We start from the raw sequence: 15,861 nt of genomic DNA, 5'->3' as shown, positions 1-15,861 counted from the left end.
AAGATCGCTTTCCGCAGTTGATGTTCCAAAGGCCGAGGCACCGAAGACGACAGGCGCATCCGATGGTGGAGGAGGTGGGTGTCTCGTAAACTTTTGCGATCGTGTCGATGCATCGTCACGATCGACAGAACGTTACCCCCTATGACGTACGCGGAAGTTCGAACTCCGACGGAATGGCAGATACTGTTCCGGATCGAGGCCCTTAGAATGGGTGTCGAATGTTTCAGGCGAGGGTCGCCCGGAGCGAGGGGGTGCCAGGCCGACGGCCCTCGGATCGTGCGCGGATCTGAATTGAGACCGCGTCGGGCTGGAGCGGAGCATGCCGCGGACAGTGAAGGCGGACGCAAGGTGCGGGCACACGAACTTGGAAGTCTTAGGCATACCGCGCGCGAACCGCGTTCAACACGGCAGGATCGCTTTGCCCAATCACGCCGTTCAGAAACAGCCGTCGCCGATTCGAAGGGCGAAAAGTCAGGTTCTTGGCCGGCATGGCCGATAAGGTTCTTTGTCGTTTCCCTCTTTGTCCCCTGGCTGTTCGATCTGAGTGGGCTGATCATAAGCCCGTATAGACTCGTTCTCCTTGCCATGGTGCTTCCATGCCTGTTCCGATGGCTTAGCGGCGCTGCCGGCCGGTTCCGCGTCGCCGACTTCTGCCTGCTGTTCTACTGTCTGTGGGCGGCGATCAGCATGGTTGTCCGCGATGGATTCGGAGCTGCACTGGAGGGTGGCGGCATCCTGTTCGTCGAAACGATGGGGTCCTATCTCCTGGCCCGGTGTTTCGTTCGAAGTGCCCGCGACTACTACAGCGTGGCGCTCCTGTTCTTCCGCTGCATTCTGTTGTTGATGCCATTTGCCGTCTTCGAAACCCTCACAGGAAACAACGTCCTGCTTGAAACGACACGGGCGCTGTTCACGACGCACTATGCTGTCCCCGACACGCGCTGGGGACTGACGCGCGTTCAGAGCGTCCTGGAACATCCAATCCTGTTCGGCGTGGTCGTCGGCAGTGCCCTAGCGCCAGTGCATCTGGTCCTCGGTTACGGGCAGAGCGTGATCAGGCGCTATTTTCGGACGTCGGTGGTCGCCGTGACGGCGTTCCTGTCCTTGTCTTCAGGACCGCTGACCGCCCTGTCCGTGCAGATCCTGCTGCTCACCTGGAATGGTCTGCTGGCGCACGTAAAGGAACGCTGGAAACTGTTTTGGGCTGTAATGTTAGCCGGCTACGCAGCCGTCGCAATTGCCTCCAACCAGAGCGTCTTTCAATTTGCGTTTACATACTTCTCCTTCAGCCCGGCGAACGCCTATTTCCGTGTGCTGATTTGGCACTTCGGCTCCTCGTCCGCACTGAACCATCCGATCTTCGGCACTGGCATGGAGGATTGGGAGCGACCGGAGTGGATGCCGCCAAGCATCGACATGTTCTGGCTCTACCACGCAATCGTTTATGGCATCCCCGCCGCGCTTGCGATGCTTGCGGCGTTTCTCGCTATTTTTCTCAGCGTTTCGACGCGGCCTGCGTCTGCGGATCCGAAGCTGATGGCCTATCGCCTGGCCTATCTTGCGGCGATGGCCAGTCTCTTCTGTGTCGGCTGGACGGTTCATTTTTGGAATGCCACCTACGTCCTTTTTCTGTTCACGCTGGGAAGCGGTGTCTGGTTGCTGGAAACCGAGGAGCCGGCAACGCGGGAGCGCGACATACGGCCGGTCCGCGGACGCAGTGTTTCCTCGTCCCGTCCCGCCACGGAGAATAGGCGCGGACGCGCGACAAATGGGCCCACTTCATCTTGATTTGCCATGATAATCCGCCCTGCCGGAGAGTTGGCTTTTTGCAAATTCAAGGCGGGCTTTTTTAGTACTGCCGTAAGTGATTGTTAACTGACGTCTGCAATCGTACGGTACCGTTCATTATTCCGGCCGTCACCGCCACTTCGTCGCGTCTGCCGAATGATCGATCACGGATCGGACGAGGGCTGCGGCGCAAGGGGGAGTGCGGTGCAGCGGTTGTGCGACAGGCAGAGCGCGCGGGTTTGAACCGCAAGCAACAGTGCCAGAGACGTCTGGCGAACGTGCAGGCCGCATGACGGCGGCCCGACCTCCAGGTGGCAGGATGCCGCCTCCCCGACACTGACTAAACCCATGAGGAACCACGATAGGTGGGGAAGGGTCTACCTATGACGAACGCGCTTATTTCCGGAGGCATGGCGGCAGCGCCAAGTCCTCTTGCGGCGAAAGCTTCCAGCCGGATCGCAATCACGATCCGCGCCACATTGCTTCTGATCCTGTCGGCCTTCGGCGCGACGCTGCTGGTCCTGGCCAGCATGAATATGTTCTCGACATGGGATAGCATGCGCAGCGCGCAGGCCATGCGGACGAACAATGAGATCGGCGATCTCTTCCTGGCAAGCGCCGGCTCGCTCGCGAGCGAACGGGGAATGATCAACACCGCCTTTGGCAAATCGGCCAGCGCGGCACCGGAAACGGTCGCGAAGATAGCCGAGCATCGCCGGCGCGCGGACGAGGCGCTCGAAGCGGCTCTCGAACGGCTGAAGAACTCGCCTGACTTCAAGGAAAAGGACGAGATGATCTCGAAGGTCCGGCAGGACCACGACGCCCTGAAGGCTCTGCGCCGCGACATCGACGGTCAACTGGCTGTGGACGGAGCTGCGCGAAATCCGGAGATCCAAGGCCAGTGGGTGCCGACGGCGACCGCGCTCATCATGTCGTCGCAGCATCTGCGCATCGACGCGCAGGTAACGCCATCGTCGGCGCTTGCCCGGACGCAAATCGTCCTCGACCTGAGGCAGGCCATCTGGGTGGTCAGCGAATATGCCGGACGCGAGCGTGCCGCAATCGGTGGTGCGATCGCGCGCGGCGCCCGACTGGACGACGGTACGCTCGCAACGCTTTCCGAATATCGTGGACGGCTCGAGCAGTCCTGGGTGTCGATCGAAAGCTATGAGGGCCGCGACTTCGCCGACCCGTCGGTGCTGTCTGCGATCGCTGCGGTGCGCTCGGAGTACTTCGGCACGTTTGAGGATGTTCGCAAAAACATCTACGCCGCCAGTGCGCAAGGCCGCGAATACCCGCTGACCGGTGACGAATGGATGGCCTCGGCGACAAAGGCCATCGACGGCCTGTTGGCGCTGTCGAACGTCATCGGCCAATCTGCAGGCTCCTATACGCAGCAGATCGAGGACAGTGGACGCAACGGCTTCATCGCCAGCACGGCGGTGCTGATTGCCGCCGTGGTTCTGGGGCCGTTTGCCTTCTGGATCGTCACGACCCGGGTTACGCGGCCCATCCAGTCGCTGACGGAAACCATGTCCCGACTGGCCAACGGCGACCTGGAGACGTCGATACCGTCGGTCGAGAGCAGGGATGAGATCGGCGAGATGGCGCGCGCGGTGGAAGTGTTCCGCGAAGCCGGTCGGAACAATCGCCGGCTGGAAGCAGAAGCTCACGAAGGCCGCGAATTGACTGAACGCGAGCGGCGCGAGCGCGAAGCGCAGAGAGCCGTCGAGGCGCAAAAGATGCAGGAAGCGGTCGACGCGCTCGGCACTGCGCTTGGTCAACTGGCCGAAGGCAATGTCGGTCATCGGATCGAAACGGTGTTTGCGGAATCGCTCGACCGCTTGCGGACCGACTTCAACCAGTCGGCGAGCAAACTGGAAGAGGCGCTGCGTTCCGTCGGCCAAAACGCCGCCGCTATCCATTCCGGTTCGGAGCAAATCCGGGCGGCGGCCGATGATCTCTCCAAGCGCACGGAAATGCAGGCCGCCTCGGTCGAGGAGACTGCCGCTGCCATCGAGCAGATCACGACGGCCGTGCGGGACACCAGCCAGAGGGCCGGCGAGGCCGGCGGCCTGGTGGCGCGGGCGCGCGAACAGGCCGAACGCTCCAGTGTCATCGTCGAAAAGACGGTCACCGCGATGGGAGCGATCGAGACGTCCTCCCGCGAGATCAACAACATCATCGTCGTGATCGACAACATCGCCTTCCAGACGAATCTCCTCGCGCTGAACGCCGGGGTGGAAGCAGCGCGGGCCGGAGATGCCGGAAAGGGCTTTGCCGTGGTCGCGCAGGAGGTGCGTGAGCTGGCACAGCGATCAGCGAAAGCAGCGCAGGAAATCAAGGCGCTCATCACGAGTTCGGCCGAGCAGGTCAACACCGGCGTAGCGCTCGTCGACGAGACCGGCAATGCCCTTCGGACAATCGCCGCTGAGGTGCAGGAAATAAGCCACCATGTCACCGCGATCGTCGAGGCCGCCCGCGAGCAGTCCGTCGGGCTGGGTGAAATCAACACGGCCGTCAACCTGATGGACCAGGGCGCGCAGCAGAACGCGGCAATGGTGGAGCAGTCATCCGCCGCCAGCCACAGCCTCGCCTCGGAGGCGGGCGCGCTCAACGAGCTGCTCGCCAGGTTCCGCTTCGGCGAGGCTAGGCAGACGGTGCAGGAAGAGCCCGCTCCGGCCGCTCGGTCGCCGGCGCGCGCATTGATCCAGCGAGTCGCAAGTTTTGCGGGCCGCAGCGGAAACGCGGCAGTCGCGCCGCGCGAACGCTGGGAGGAGTTCTGATCCGCCCCAATCGACAGGGGTAAAGAGGACCTAACTCAGGCACCGGCCATCGACTGGATGGCCGGTGCCTTTTTTTCGTCTGAACGCCCCCTGCCATCTCCCTGCGGAGCCTTTCCTTCCTGACGGCAAGCTGACGACGATCGCCGACTTTCTTCAGAGGCTCGTCAGTTTCGGGGGTGATTGTTGTTGCGTGGACAATCGCAACCGAGGAGTTTGGATCCATGAACAAGGCACTGACGACGCTCGCTTTCCTTGCTGTTCTGCCGGCAACCGCTGCCCTGGCTGCTGATGAATGCCGTGTCCCTGTAGGCCAGGAGCAGTCTCGCGAAGCGCTGACGCAGCTTACAACCGAATTCGGTTGGACGATCGACACGCTGAAGATTGATGATGGCTGCTATAATCTGCGGGTGACGGACGAGAGCGGTAACGTCTTCAAGGTGAAGATCGATCCGGAGACGATGGACGTCGTCGACGGTGAGGTGGAAAGCCTCGCGGACGGCAGCATCTAGACCACGCGTGATCGTGGTTCTTATAGCTGACAGAGGAGGTGCTCAGTTTGCCTCTGTCAGCTACATGTCTGACCGCCATTCAAACTAGAGACGGTTAAATTTTGCGGGGGACACATAGGCGACCCTGCTCGCATTCCAGGTCGACACGGGGCCAGTTTCCCGTGTCGGCGGCTGCTCGATAGGTTGACTCGAGGAACAGCAGCAGCGTCCGGCCGGGATCACCGCTCCGGCGCACTGCCTCGTACGGAAGCAGGAACTCTCCGAGCGTCTGATCGAACCAGGCGTCGGCCGGAGCGACCTTGCGATCGGAGAATCCTTCCGGCGCGGGGTAGGCATAGGAGTAGAACGTCGCGTCGTCAGCTCCCGCACCTCCCGGCCAGAACCCGGCTGAAGACACTTCGTGGCTATAGGCTTCCTGGGAAACGGTGTCGGGGAGGTTGGGCACGCCGCCAGGATGACGCGGAGCTTGCCGACCCGAAAAACGTATAATTGCCAGATCGAAAGATCCCCAGAAGAGATGCACCGGTGAAACCTTCCCCAGGAAGCTCGTCCGGAACTGTTCGAACACGCGCGAGGCGCTGACCAGCGCCCGGTGGAAGCGGCGAACGGCGTCCGCGTCGTAAGGGCGCTCGGCATGGTCCTCGGCGAACGGCACGGGATCGGCGACCTCGTTCGGGGTCCCGTGAATTGTCGGCTGTCCGCCAACCGCCAGGATCGCTTTCCTGGTCCGGTCGAGGAACTCGGCGACGCTCATGGGCTCCAGCCGAAACGACGCCCGCGCACCGCCTTCCGCCTCGGCCACCAGGACATCATCGCAGAAATCCAGGCTCAGCGTCGCCAGCACGGCCTCATCAGGAACCGGTCCAGTCGTCAGTCCGCGGGGCGTGACGTAAAGCGTCGCGTGCCAGGAATGGTTGACCCATGGCGTGTGGGCGAGGCGGTACTTGCCCACGATCTGGCACCACAGGTGGAGTGCGGTGCAGGTTTCACGCCATTCCGAGTACGTGATTGAGGGCCATCGATCCATCATAAGGTAATCCCTCCGATATGATCCGACGGCTCAGATCATGAAGGCTGAACCGGTCCTCGTACAGTAGAAGTCGGCCACGGCAGAGTCTCCGCGTGACAGATCCATCCAGCAATGCTCGGTTTGCGGAGTGGCGACAGCTCCTGCGGTCGGCCTTTCGCGGGTGCTCGCCGCCTTGTCGCTTTCTCGTTGCAGCCCGTTTCTTGGCCGCTGCAGTTGGGCTCACCCTCCGACCCTTTGCCCGGTGTCTGCATCGAACAGGTGCATCATGTCTGCTTCGAAGGAAAGGCTCAGTACCTCTCCCGGTTCCACCCGCGACCGCGACGGCAGGCAGGCGACGATCTGCTGACCGCCCGCATTTGCCGAGACGACGAGCTCCGGCCCGGTGAGTTCCACCACCTCGGCGCGGGCATCGATGGTGATGCCGGGGCCACGGCCTGGCTGCAGTGCCTCCGGCCGAATTCCGAGAACAAGGTGTCGGCCTTCCTTGAGGAGGGCGTAACGTTCGGCGGGCAAGGGCAGGGCGAGGTCGCCGAACATCAGCGAACCGCCCGCCGCGGTGACCTCCAGGAGGTTCATCGGCGGCGCGCCGACGAAGGTCGCCACATAGAGCGTCGCCGGCCGGTTGTAGATTTCCTCCGGCGTGCCGAGTTGCTCGATCCGCCCGTCGCGCATCACGGCGATCCGGGTCGCCAGCGTCATCGCCTCGATCTGGTCGTGCGTGACATAAACCATCGTCGTCTGCAGCATCTGGTGCAGGCGCTTCAGCTCGGTGCGCATCTCCATGCGCAGCTTCGCGTCGAGGTTCGAGAGCGGCTCGTCGAACAGGAACACCTCCGGCTTGCGAACGAGCGCCCGGCCGATCGCCACGCGCTGGCGCTGGCCGCCCGAAAGCTGGGAGGGCTTGCGGTCGAGGAGGTTTTCGATCTGCAGGAGCTTCGCCACATCACGCACCGCCCGGTCACGCTCGGCGGTCGGCACCTTCCGCATCTCCAGCCCGAAGCCGATATTGCGGTGAACCGACAGGTTCGGATAGAGCGCATAGGACTGGAAGACCATGGCAATGTCGCGATCCTTCGGATGCACGCCGCGCACCGACCGCCCGCCGATGCGCACGTCTCCGCCGGTCGCCTCCGCAAGGCCCGCGATGATGTTGAGGAGGGTCGACTTGCCGCAGCCGGACGAGCCGAGCAGCACCAGGAACTCGCCATTCTCCAGCGTGATGTCGATGCCCTTCAGCGTCTCGACGTCGCCATAGGCCTTGCGGACATTTACGATTTCCAGCGCGCTCAAGGCGTCGTCTCCCCGAAGTGAATGGACCCGCCATAGCTGCGCGGAAGGGTGGAAATGGCGTGCGAGGCGAGATCGGTTCCGGCTTTCAGGCAGGCTGCGAGCGGCTCGTCTCTGGCAAGCGCGGCGAGGAAGCCGGCATTGAAGACGTCGCCCGCGCCGATCGTGTCGACGACCGTCACCGCCGGTGCCGTCTGCGACAGGAGCACGCCGTCGGAACCGAGCGCAATCGCACCGTCCGGACCGCGCTTGATGACGACGGTCGCACCGCCCGGCATCAGCGTGCGGATCGCTTTTGCCGCCGCCGCCGGGTCGTTCGTATCCGTGAGCGTCGTTGATTCCACCTCGTTCATGATCGCGATGCGGCAGCGCGACAGCCAGCCTCGTGCGGCTGACTTGTTCGCCTCCGTCCAGCCTTCGATCGGCCAGCCTGTGTCGAGTGCAACGGCAATGTCGTGCCGGTCCGACCAGTCGAAGAAGGAGGGATAGTCGGCCGTCAGGTCGTCGGTGAGGAACGAGCCACAGAGCAGCGCGTAGCCGCCGCCGAGAGCGGGGCCGTCCAGCACAGAGAGCACGTCGGCAAGGCTGAGGCGCGCCAGATGCCCGCGAGTGGTGAAGAAGGTGCGTTCGCCGTCGGGGTGGGTGATGCCGACCGACAGCGTCGTCCCTTCCGGCCGCACAGGCCACTTTTCCGCGCGCGCGTCAAAACCCTCTTTCAGCCAGCGGCCGAACTGATCCGAGCCGACATTGGCGGCGATTGCGAAATCGACGCCGAGCCCGTCCCAGGCGAGCGCGGTATTGCCGGCCGCGCCTCCGACGCGAAGTTCGTCATGGTCGACGATGATCTCCGTCCCTGCCTTGGGCCAGGGCGCAGCGGGCCCAAGGATCAGGTCGACATTGACGTTGCCGACGACAGCAAGCGGTCGCATTATTCGCTCCGCGTGATCTTGGTGGTGCGCACCAGGGTGCCGACATCCTCTACCCGTTGCCAGGCAAAGGCGATCATCAGGCGCTGCGCGACCGGCAGCATGGCAAGCGTCGCCGCCAGGCCGGTCGCGGGCTTGAAGGCGAGCGTCACTGTTCCGGGAACCGCCGCCTCGCCGGACGCGTCGAAGACCACGACCGGTGCTCCGGTAGCGACCGCAGAAGCGGCCATCGCCGTGACGAGACCGGCGGTCGGATCATTGCCGCGGAAGAGGACGACGCCGACGCCCGGTCCCAGCATCTCCATCGGGCCGTGGCGCAGTTGGCCACCTTCCAGCGAGAAGCAGGGACGGCGAGAGAGTTCGGTAAGGCCCAGCGCCAGCGCCTCTGCGGCGCCCTGAAGCCGACGTCCGGACGTGACGACGACGTCAACCTCGGCCAGCGCTGCCACAGTCTCGGAAATGTCCGGCTCCTGCGCAACCTGCAGAGCGGCAAGAGCGGCCGCCGGATCGTCTCCCAGGGCGGCAAGGACGGCGAGGTGCAGGGCGAAGCTGATCGTCAGGCTCCGGGTGGCGGCAAACGCGAGTTCAGTGCCGCCGGCGCCGACGAGGCAGGGCGCGCTTCTTGCAAGAAAGGAATTCGCTTCCAGCGTCAGCCCGAAGGTTTCCGGCGTTCCCCCGGTCTCGGCAAACCAACGCAAAACCTCGGCGCTCTCGCCCGATTGCGACGTCAGCAGGATGGTATTGCCATCGACGCGCAGCGGCTGGCCGAGTTGCTCAGACAGCGGCAAGGCAATGGCATCGATGCCGAGCGCACGGTAGAGCGGCTCGACGGCACGGCCGACCGCATGCGAACCGCCCATGCCGAGCAGCAGCAGCCGGCCGGTCCGCCGAAGCGAGGCGGCGATCGTCATTGCCATGTCGCGCGCATTGTCGAAGGAGGCGATGGCATCGGCGCGCTGCCGCGCCATTTCGCGATCGATCGCGACAAGCCCCGCCGGGCGTGTTCTTTGTACCGTCATGATCATCCCCCGGTCATCCCTTGACGCCGCCACTGGTCAGCCCGGAAATCAGGGCGCGTTGCATGAGGAACCCGATCAGCACCGGTGGCAGGGCGGCAAGCACACCGGCGGTCGCGATCAGGCCGTAATCAGAAACGCGGCCGCCGGCGAGATCGGCAATGGCGACCGTCAAGGTCTTGGCGCGCTGGTCGGATGTGAACAACAGCGCGTAGAAGAACTCGTCCCAGGCGAGCAGGAACGCGAACAATGCCGACGTCGCCACGACCGGTGCGGCGAGCGGCAACGTCAAGATCCGCAGCGTTTGCCAGAGGCTGGCGCCGTCGATCATCGCGGCGGCTTCGATTTCGCGCGGGATCGTGTCGAAGCCGGACTTCATCAGCCAGGTGGTGAAGGGTGCAAGAATCGTCAGGTAGACCAGCGCCAGCCCGAACACGTTGTTCAGCAGCCCCAGATAGGAGAGGCCCATATAAAGCGGGACGGCCAGCGCCACCGGCGGCAGCATGTAGGTGGCGATCACCAGCGACAGCGACCAGTTGAGCGCGGGCGCGCGCGACACGGCCCAGCCGGCGGGAATGGCAAGCGCGATTGCGGCGACCGTCGCCATGCCGGACACCACCAGGCTGTTGCGCAGCGACGCCGTGAAAGCTGCGCCGGCGCTGTTCGCCACGGTCGACAACAGCATCTGGTAGCGCGAAAAATCGGCCGATTGCGGCCACCAACGCAAGGGCTTGGCGGAAAGATCAGCCGCCGGCGAAATGCTCATGACGAACAGCCAGACGAGCGGCGCCAGGATGACCGCGGCCAGCAGCAACGCCGCAAGGTGGATGAAAACGGAAAAGGCAAAACTCTTTCGTTCCATCAGGCGGCACTCCCAGCGGTCCTGCGCACCAGCGCCGCATAGGCCAGCGCCAGAACCGTCACGATCAGGGTGACGATCAGCGCGAGCGAGGCGCCAGAACCGGCCCGCTGGAACGAGAACGCCTCCTGGTAGACGAGGATCGACAACGTACGCGTGCTGTTTGCCGGGCCGCCGCGCGTCATCACCCAGATGATGTCGAAGACCTTGAAGGCCTCGATCGTTCGCAACACCAGCGCCACCATCAGGGGACCGGCGAGATACGGTAGAATGACGAAACGGAATCGGGAAAACGGGCCGGCGCCGTCGACGAGCGAAGCGGCAATGATGTCGCGCGGCACTGCCTGCAGGGCGGCCAGCGCGATCAGCGCCACCAGCGGAAAGTTCTTCCAGCAGTCGGCAACGATCAGCGCAGTCAGAGCCGAGCTGGGCTCACCGAGCCATGAGCGATAGCTGTCCAACAGGCCGATCTGCGTTAAGGCAGCGTTGAGGGCGCCGTACTCCGGATTGTAGATCAGCCGCCACAGCGTGGCGTTGACGACGGTCGGCAGAGCCCACGGCAGGATCATCAGCGCGCGCAGGACGGTGCGGCCGCGGAAATCCTGGTTCAGAAGCAGGGCTGCGAGAACGCCGAGCACCATCTCCGCGGCGACCGAGATGATCGCGAACCATGCCGTCGTCACCAGCGTGCGCTGGAAGTTCGTGCTCGACAGCATCTTCGTGTAGTTGTCGAGCCCGACGAAATTGCCACCCGTTCCGACGAGCTTGGCATCGGTAAAGGACAGCCCGACGGTGTCTACCAGCGGCCAGCCGATCACGGCGATCATGACCGCGAGCAGAGGCGCCATGAGCAGCCATGCGCGCGTCGTCATCCAGGTGCCGGACATCGGGCAGCCTTTCCATCAATGCGACCAGTCGCGGTCTATCGGGCCGATCTGGTCCCAAAGCGGATCACGTCCGGCGCAGTCCTGTCAAATACGCACCCCACTCACTGGGCGGCGCCTGCGGGCGGCGGCGAGCGCCACCCGCATTCCTTGCGTTTTGGCTCAGAGGCCGCTGTTTTCCGCAGCCGATTTCAGCGCATCCTCAGCGGAAGCCTGGCCAAGCAGTGCCTCCTGGATCGCCTGCTGCAGGGCGGTCGAGAGTTCCTGGTACTTCGGCGTCGTCGGGCGCGGATACATGGCGGCGAGGCCGAGCTTGGCCGCGCCGATCAGCTCTTCCTGGCCCTGCGTCACGGCCGGATCCTCGTAGGAGGAGGCCCAGATCGGCAGGCTGAGCTTGGCATACTGGTTCTGCGTGTCCTGCGAGGTCATGTGGACGATGTATTTCCAGGCTTCGTCCGGATGCTTGCTCACCGAGGTGACGCCGAGACCCATCGAGCCGTTGACGGCCGACACTTCGCTCTTGCCAGCCACGCCGGGGGCGGGAACGACGCCGACCTTGCCGGTGACCTTGCTGTCTGTGCCGCTATTGGCGAGGTTGTACATGTAGGTCCAGTTCAGCGCGAAGGCGGCTTCGCCGTTCTCGAAGACCTTGCGGACGTCCTCTTCCAGGAACTCCTTGGAGTTCGGGTTGGTGAGGCCGGAATTGTAGCTGGTGACCATGTAGTTCAGTGCATCCAGCCCGCCGCCGCTCTGGAACGCCGGCTTGCCGTCCTTCAGGAACTCGCCGCCATAGGCGCTGACGAGGGTGGTGTAGTCGCAGATCGCGGCTTCCGCCTGCGACCAGCTCCAAGCGATCGGCGTTTGCAGGATGCCCTTGTCCTTGATGGTCTTTGCCTGCTCGGCCAGTTCGTCCCAGGTCTTCGGCGGTGCCGTGATGCCGGCTTTCTCCAGGATTTCCTTGTTGTAGAACAGGTACTTGGTGTCGAGGATCCACGGCATGCCGTAGGACTTGCCGTCATACTGCACGGTCGTCCAGGCACCCGGAAGGACGCCCTTCTTCATCTCGTCAGTGACGCGCGAGGAAACGTCGACCAGCACGTTGTTGGCCGCGTATTCGGCCGGCCAGATCACGTCGAACAGCACCACGTCGTAGCCGCCGCCGGAGCCCTGGGCCAGCACGGTCTTGTCGTGCAGGCCCTCATAGGGGACGAACTCGAGATTGACCTTAATGTCGGGGTTGGCCTTGGTGAAGGCCTCGGTCATGGCACGCACATCCGCCTCGCTGTAGGCGGCCTGGGCCATGAACAGCGCGTTCAGAGTGGTTTCGGCAAAAGCGTGGTGAGCGAAGGACGCGCTCAACAGCGCTGCCCCGATAAGGGCTTTGGTGATCGAATTCGACATCTCTACCTCCTAGTTTTCAAGCGACAAACAGCGGTGCCACGAAAAGCGGCGACGACACCCCGCGAACGGAATGCCGAAACATGCAGTCATCCTGCCGGATCGGCCGGCATCGGTTCCCTGGAGCTCTTACGGCCCCTCATTAAGTCAAATAACTTGACTTAAATCTTTCCCAGTCTTTTAGTTCCTGTCAAGAGGAATTGCGGGATGACCGACCCACGGCAGATCCGTGCCAAGAGCGGCACGAACCACGAAGGCACGAGTGCCCACAACCGTCGTGTGACGATCGATGCGCTGCGGGTGAACGGCGCGCTTTCCCGCGCCGATCTTGCCCGGGCCACGCGCCTGACGAAGCAGACGGTGTCGAACATCATCGAGGAACTGGAGCGCGACGGGCTGGTCGTGCCGCAGGAGGCGGTTCGCAACGGTCGCGGGCAACCTTCCACACCCTACGCTCTTGTCTCCACCGGTGCATTTGCGATCGGCCTGCAGATCGACCGGTATGTGACGCGGGCCGTTGCGGTCGATCTCGTGGGCACGCAATTGGCGCGCGCGGAGGCCGACTTGCCGGCCGGTGGACCGGCGAACGGGACCAAGGTCGTGCTCGACCTGATCGCCGGGGTGAGGGGGGAACTGGCAAAGGTCGTCGCGGAATCGGAGAAGCGTCTGGTCGGGCTCGGCGTCGCCATGCCTGGCCCCTTCGGCGTGGATGGGGCCGACAACGATCAATGGATGATGGAGGCCTGGCAGAAGTTTCCGCTGCTCGAAACACTGGCCGCACGCACCGGATTGAATGTCAGCCTGCAGAACGATGCCGCCGCCTGCGCCACCGCGGAGCGGATGGTCGGCGCGGCCCATGGGCTCGACAATGCCGTGTGCCTCTATCTCGGCTACGGCATCGGCGCCGGGTTGATCCTGAATTCGGAACTCTATCGCGGCGCGAACGGCAATGCCGGCGAGATCGGCATGGCCCTGCTTTCAGCGGGCGATCCGAAGCGGACGGCGCTCGAGCATCGAGCTTCACTTGCCTCGCTCTACCTCCACCTCGGCATCGATGCGGCCGCGCATGGCGTCCATGGCGACATCGGCCGGCTCGCGGCCGGGGACGATCCGCGTATCCTCGAATGGGTGTCGCACGCAGCCAGCAACCTGCGTTGGGCGGTACACCTGGTCGAGACGATCTTCGATCCCCAGACTGTGATCGTCTGCGGGGGGGCGCCCGAAGCGCTGGCCCGCCGGTTGCTCGCCGCGATGGAGCCATTGCTGCCGTCGATCGCCGACCGGCCCGGAAGAAACCTCCCGCGCCTTACGCTTGGCATGACCGACCCCTGGTCGGTGGCCCTTGGAGCCGCTGCCGAGCCTATCGGGCGTGCTTTCGATCCGCGCTTCTCCGCGATCATGAAATAGACCGAGCGCGCAGCGGCCCGCATACAAAGCGCGCCGTCAGGCGAAGGTCTCGCGGCAACAACGTACACTCCCCGAATATACAGGTTCTCCCGTCGAGTTAGGAATGCTTGTGCGCGTCTGTCCTGACGGTTGCCTCAGAACGTTGATCAATCCGGCTGTGGCCGCCGACAAGATTTGCCAGTCATTTTGGAACCTGCCCGAGGGTCCGGAGGTTAGCCACTCGAACACGGAGAAAGATCTCGAGAGGAGACACGTTTTGACTAGTTCAAACCGACACCCAGATGCCACCCAACCAAAACCGGCTCTGAACGTGGATGCTGTCCAAGCCCGCCAGGGGCGGCTGGGCCGACCCGTTGCTGTGGTCCTTGCCGGCGGGCTTTTGCTGGCCCTGATTGCCTGGGGCGCCGTGGAGTATTGGGGCGAAACACTGGATTCGTCCGTAACGGGTTCGACGGCACCAGCCGTGAGCCAGCCAGCGAACAGTCCAAAGCCCGACGCCGGGACGACTTCCGAAGACAAGACGACCCCGGAAAACACCGCTCCCACTGACCGTGATCCGACGTACCAATCCGGCACTGGCGGCCCGTCGCCGGTTGTCACCCCTGACGGCACCCAACGTTGAGACCTCTTTCGGGATGAACATCCTGAGGTCGAGGCATCGGCACGTCTTCGCCGTGACATTGGCCACGGGTCCCGCCGAACCGGACTGCAGGGGAGGGCGTGCAAAACAGAACCCGCCGAAAGATCGGCGGGTTGCAGAGCTCGGACCCGGCCATTGGCCGGGCCCTTTTCTTCGTTGCTTCGTGCACGTCCTACTGTGCGATCGGGGCGTAGTTGCCGTTGGTCCAGCGGTTGATGTCGTAGCTGGCGTTCTTCAGGTCGCCCTTTTCGTCGAAGGTAACGGTTCCGACGACGGTGTCGATCGGCTGGCCGTTCTTCAGTGCCTCGGCGACCTTGGTCGGATCATCCGAGCCGGCACGCTCGATGCCCTGGGCAAAGGCCTGGATCACCGCGTAGGAGAAGAGCGTGAAACCTTCCGGCTTGAAGCCGCCGGCCTGGATCTTCTCGACGGCTTCCTTCGCCTCGGGCTTGGCCTGCGGGTCCGACGGGAAGACGAACATCGTTCCTTCGCCGGCCGGACCTGCGACCTGCCAGAATTCCGGCGAAGCGATCGAGTCGGGCATGATCAGTTGGAACTTGTAGTTCTGCTCGGCGGCCTGGCGCAGGATCAGGCCGGCTTCCGGGTGGTAGCCGCCGAAATAGACGACGTCGACCTTGGCATCCTTCAGCTTCGTCACGAGGGCATTGTAGTCCTTCTCGCCGGCATTGATGCCGTCGTAGAGCACTTCCGTGAGGCCGCTGTCGTTCATGGTGGCGCGAACCGCATCGGCAACACCCTGACCGTAGGCCGTCTTGTCGTGCAGGACGGCGACGTTCTTGCCGGCATATTTCTCGGCGATCCACGGACCGATGAAGGCGCCCTGGGCATCGTCGCGGGTATAGAGGCGCATGATGTTGGTCCAGCCCTTGGCGGCCGCATCATCCGTCATGACGGGGTTGGAGGAAGCCGGGCTCATCATCAGCGTGCCGTTTTCGGCATAGACTGCCGAGGCCGGGATGCTCGAGCCCGAGCAGGCATGGCCGTCGACGAACTGGATTCCGGCTGCGGTAATGCGGTTGGCGACCGAGACGGCCTGCTTCGGGTCGCACTGGTCGTCCTCGAATTGCAGCTTGATCTGCCGGCCCATCACGCCGCCCTTGGCGTTGATGGCATCGGCGGCGGCCTGCGCACCCTGCCTGAACTGGTCGCCGATCGTGGCGAGCGGCCCGGTCAGCGGGCCGGCCACGGCAAAGGTCAGGTCTTCCGCCCGCGCCGCGGTGCCCATGAGCAGGCCAAGCGCGGTGCCGAGGATCAGAATTCTTCTCATTGTCTCTACTCCCTTTTGTGCCCGCATCGGTGCGGGTCTCTCC

The 15,861-nt window shown here is 63.8% G+C and carries 12 protein-coding genes; 4 read left to right on the top strand and 8 right to left on the bottom strand.

What is annotated here, in order from left to right; translation table 11 throughout:
• Positions 1-585 precede the first annotated feature (585 nt).
• The 3 genes from J2Y48_RS01180 to J2Y48_RS01170 all read left to right on the top strand — a co-directional run bounded on the left by J2Y48_RS01180 (position 586) and on the right by J2Y48_RS01170 (position 5,083).
• The gene (locus J2Y48_RS01180) at positions 586-1,788 is read left to right on the top strand and encodes an O-antigen ligase family protein (RefSeq protein WP_310411448.1); all 1,203 of its coding nucleotides are present in this window, start codon (positions 586-588) and stop codon (positions 1,786-1,788) included.
• A gap of 383 nt (positions 1,789-2,171) precedes the next feature.
• Positions 2,172-4,574 (top strand): methyl-accepting chemotaxis protein, encoded by a 2,403-nt coding sequence (locus tag J2Y48_RS01175; protein ID WP_310411445.1) that lies wholly within the window; start codon positions 2,172-2,174, stop codon positions 4,572-4,574.
• Between the two features lie 221 nt (positions 4,575-4,795).
• Positions 4,796-5,083 carry a PepSY domain-containing protein gene (locus J2Y48_RS01170; protein WP_310411442.1) on the top strand — a complete coding sequence of 96 codons (288 nt, stop codon included), beginning with the start codon at positions 4,796-4,798 and terminating at the stop codon, positions 5,081-5,083.
• Between the two features lie 94 nt (positions 5,084-5,177).
• On the opposite strand, the gene J2Y48_RS01165 is transcribed toward J2Y48_RS01170, so the two are convergent.
• From J2Y48_RS01165 to J2Y48_RS01135, 7 genes are all read right to left on the bottom strand, one after another.
• Complete coding sequence (locus tag J2Y48_RS01165; RefSeq protein WP_310411440.1) at positions 5,178-6,110, bottom strand: DUF5996 family protein; 933 nt, start codon at positions 6,108-6,110, stop codon at positions 5,178-5,180.
• Positions 6,111-6,332: 222 nt separating this feature from the next.
• Complete coding sequence (locus J2Y48_RS01160) at positions 6,333-7,403, bottom strand: sn-glycerol-3-phosphate ABC transporter ATP-binding protein UgpC (RefSeq protein ID WP_310411436.1); 1,071 nt, start codon at positions 7,401-7,403, stop codon at positions 6,333-6,335.
• The gene (locus J2Y48_RS01155; RefSeq protein WP_310411433.1) at positions 7,400-8,329 is read right to left on the bottom strand and encodes a PfkB family carbohydrate kinase; all 930 of its coding nucleotides are present in this window, start codon (positions 8,327-8,329) and stop codon (positions 7,400-7,402) included. Before J2Y48_RS01155 ends, J2Y48_RS01160 begins: the two co-directional genes overlap by 4 nt.
• The gene (locus J2Y48_RS01150) at positions 8,329-9,351 is read right to left on the bottom strand and encodes an aminotransferase (RefSeq protein WP_310411431.1); all 1,023 of its coding nucleotides are present in this window, start codon (positions 9,349-9,351) and stop codon (positions 8,329-8,331) included. Before J2Y48_RS01150 ends, J2Y48_RS01155 begins: the two co-directional genes overlap by 1 nt.
• Positions 9,352-9,358: 7 nt before the next feature.
• Positions 9,359-10,204 carry a carbohydrate ABC transporter permease gene (locus J2Y48_RS01145; protein ID WP_310411427.1) on the bottom strand — a complete coding sequence of 282 codons (846 nt, stop codon included), beginning with the start codon at positions 10,202-10,204 and terminating at the stop codon, positions 9,359-9,361.
• On the bottom strand, positions 10,204-11,088 hold the full coding sequence (locus J2Y48_RS01140) for a sugar ABC transporter permease (protein ID WP_310411424.1): 885 nt from the start codon (positions 11,086-11,088) through the stop codon (positions 10,204-10,206). Before J2Y48_RS01140 ends, J2Y48_RS01145 begins: the two co-directional genes overlap by 1 nt.
• A gap of 159 nt (positions 11,089-11,247) precedes the next feature.
• Positions 11,248-12,486 (bottom strand): extracellular solute-binding protein, encoded by a 1,239-nt coding sequence (locus J2Y48_RS01135; protein WP_310411420.1) that lies wholly within the window; start codon positions 12,484-12,486, stop codon positions 11,248-11,250.
• Positions 12,487-12,690: 204 nt separating this feature from the next.
• Here J2Y48_RS01135 and J2Y48_RS01130 point away from each other — a divergent pair, with 204 nt between their 5' ends.
• Positions 12,691-13,890: an ROK family transcriptional regulator gene (locus tag J2Y48_RS01130; RefSeq protein WP_310411418.1), complete on the top strand. Its 1,200-nt coding sequence runs from the start codon at positions 12,691-12,693 to the stop codon at positions 13,888-13,890.
• Between the two features lie 812 nt (positions 13,891-14,702).
• Here the strand turns inward: J2Y48_RS01130 and J2Y48_RS01125 are convergent.
• Positions 14,703-15,818, bottom strand: a complete 1,116-nt coding sequence (locus J2Y48_RS01125; RefSeq protein ID WP_310411415.1) for an ABC transporter substrate-binding protein — start codon at positions 15,816-15,818, stop codon at positions 14,703-14,705.
• Between the last annotated feature and the right edge of the window lie 43 nt (positions 15,819-15,861).

Source organism: Mycoplana sp. BE70 (genome assembly GCF_031455855.1).
Taxonomy (GTDB): domain Bacteria; phylum Pseudomonadota; class Alphaproteobacteria; order Rhizobiales; family Rhizobiaceae; genus Mycoplana.
Note: the sequence above shows the minus strand (reverse complement) of the source record. Positions and strands in the feature narration are given on the sequence as shown.

Bases quoted from the DNA above. Each gene is read 5' to 3' on its own strand.
- J2Y48_RS01180 (WP_310411448.1), top strand. From the start codon at position 586: ATGGTGCTTCCATGCCTGTTCCGATGGCTTAGCGGCGCTGCCGGCCGG.
- J2Y48_RS01170 (WP_310411442.1), top strand. From the start codon at position 4,796: ATGAACAAGGCACTGACGACGCTCGCTTTCCTTGCTGTTCTGCCGGCA.
- J2Y48_RS01130 (WP_310411418.1), top strand. From the start codon at position 12,691: ATGACCGACCCACGGCAGATCCGTGCCAAGAGCGGCACGAACCACGAA.
- J2Y48_RS01175 (WP_310411445.1), top strand. From the start codon at position 2,172: ATGACGAACGCGCTTATTTCCGGAGGCATGGCGGCAGCGCCAAGTCCT.
- J2Y48_RS01155 (WP_310411433.1), bottom strand. From the start codon at position 8,329: ATGCGACCGCTTGCTGTCGTCGGCAACGTCAATGTCGACCTGATCCTT.
- J2Y48_RS01150 (WP_310411431.1), bottom strand. From the start codon at position 9,351: ATGATCATGACGGTACAAAGAACACGCCCGGCGGGGCTTGTCGCGATC.
- J2Y48_RS01125 (WP_310411415.1), bottom strand. From the start codon at position 15,818: ATGAGAAGAATTCTGATCCTCGGCACCGCGCTTGGCCTGCTCATGGGC.
- J2Y48_RS01145 (WP_310411427.1), bottom strand. From the start codon at position 10,204: ATGGAACGAAAGAGTTTTGCCTTTTCCGTTTTCATCCACCTTGCGGCG.
- J2Y48_RS01135 (WP_310411420.1), bottom strand. From the start codon at position 12,486: ATGTCGAATTCGATCACCAAAGCCCTTATCGGGGCAGCGCTGTTGAGC.
- J2Y48_RS01140 (WP_310411424.1), bottom strand. From the start codon at position 11,088: ATGTCCGGCACCTGGATGACGACGCGCGCATGGCTGCTCATGGCGCCT.
- J2Y48_RS01165 (WP_310411440.1), bottom strand. From the start codon at position 6,110: ATGGATCGATGGCCCTCAATCACGTACTCGGAATGGCGTGAAACCTGC.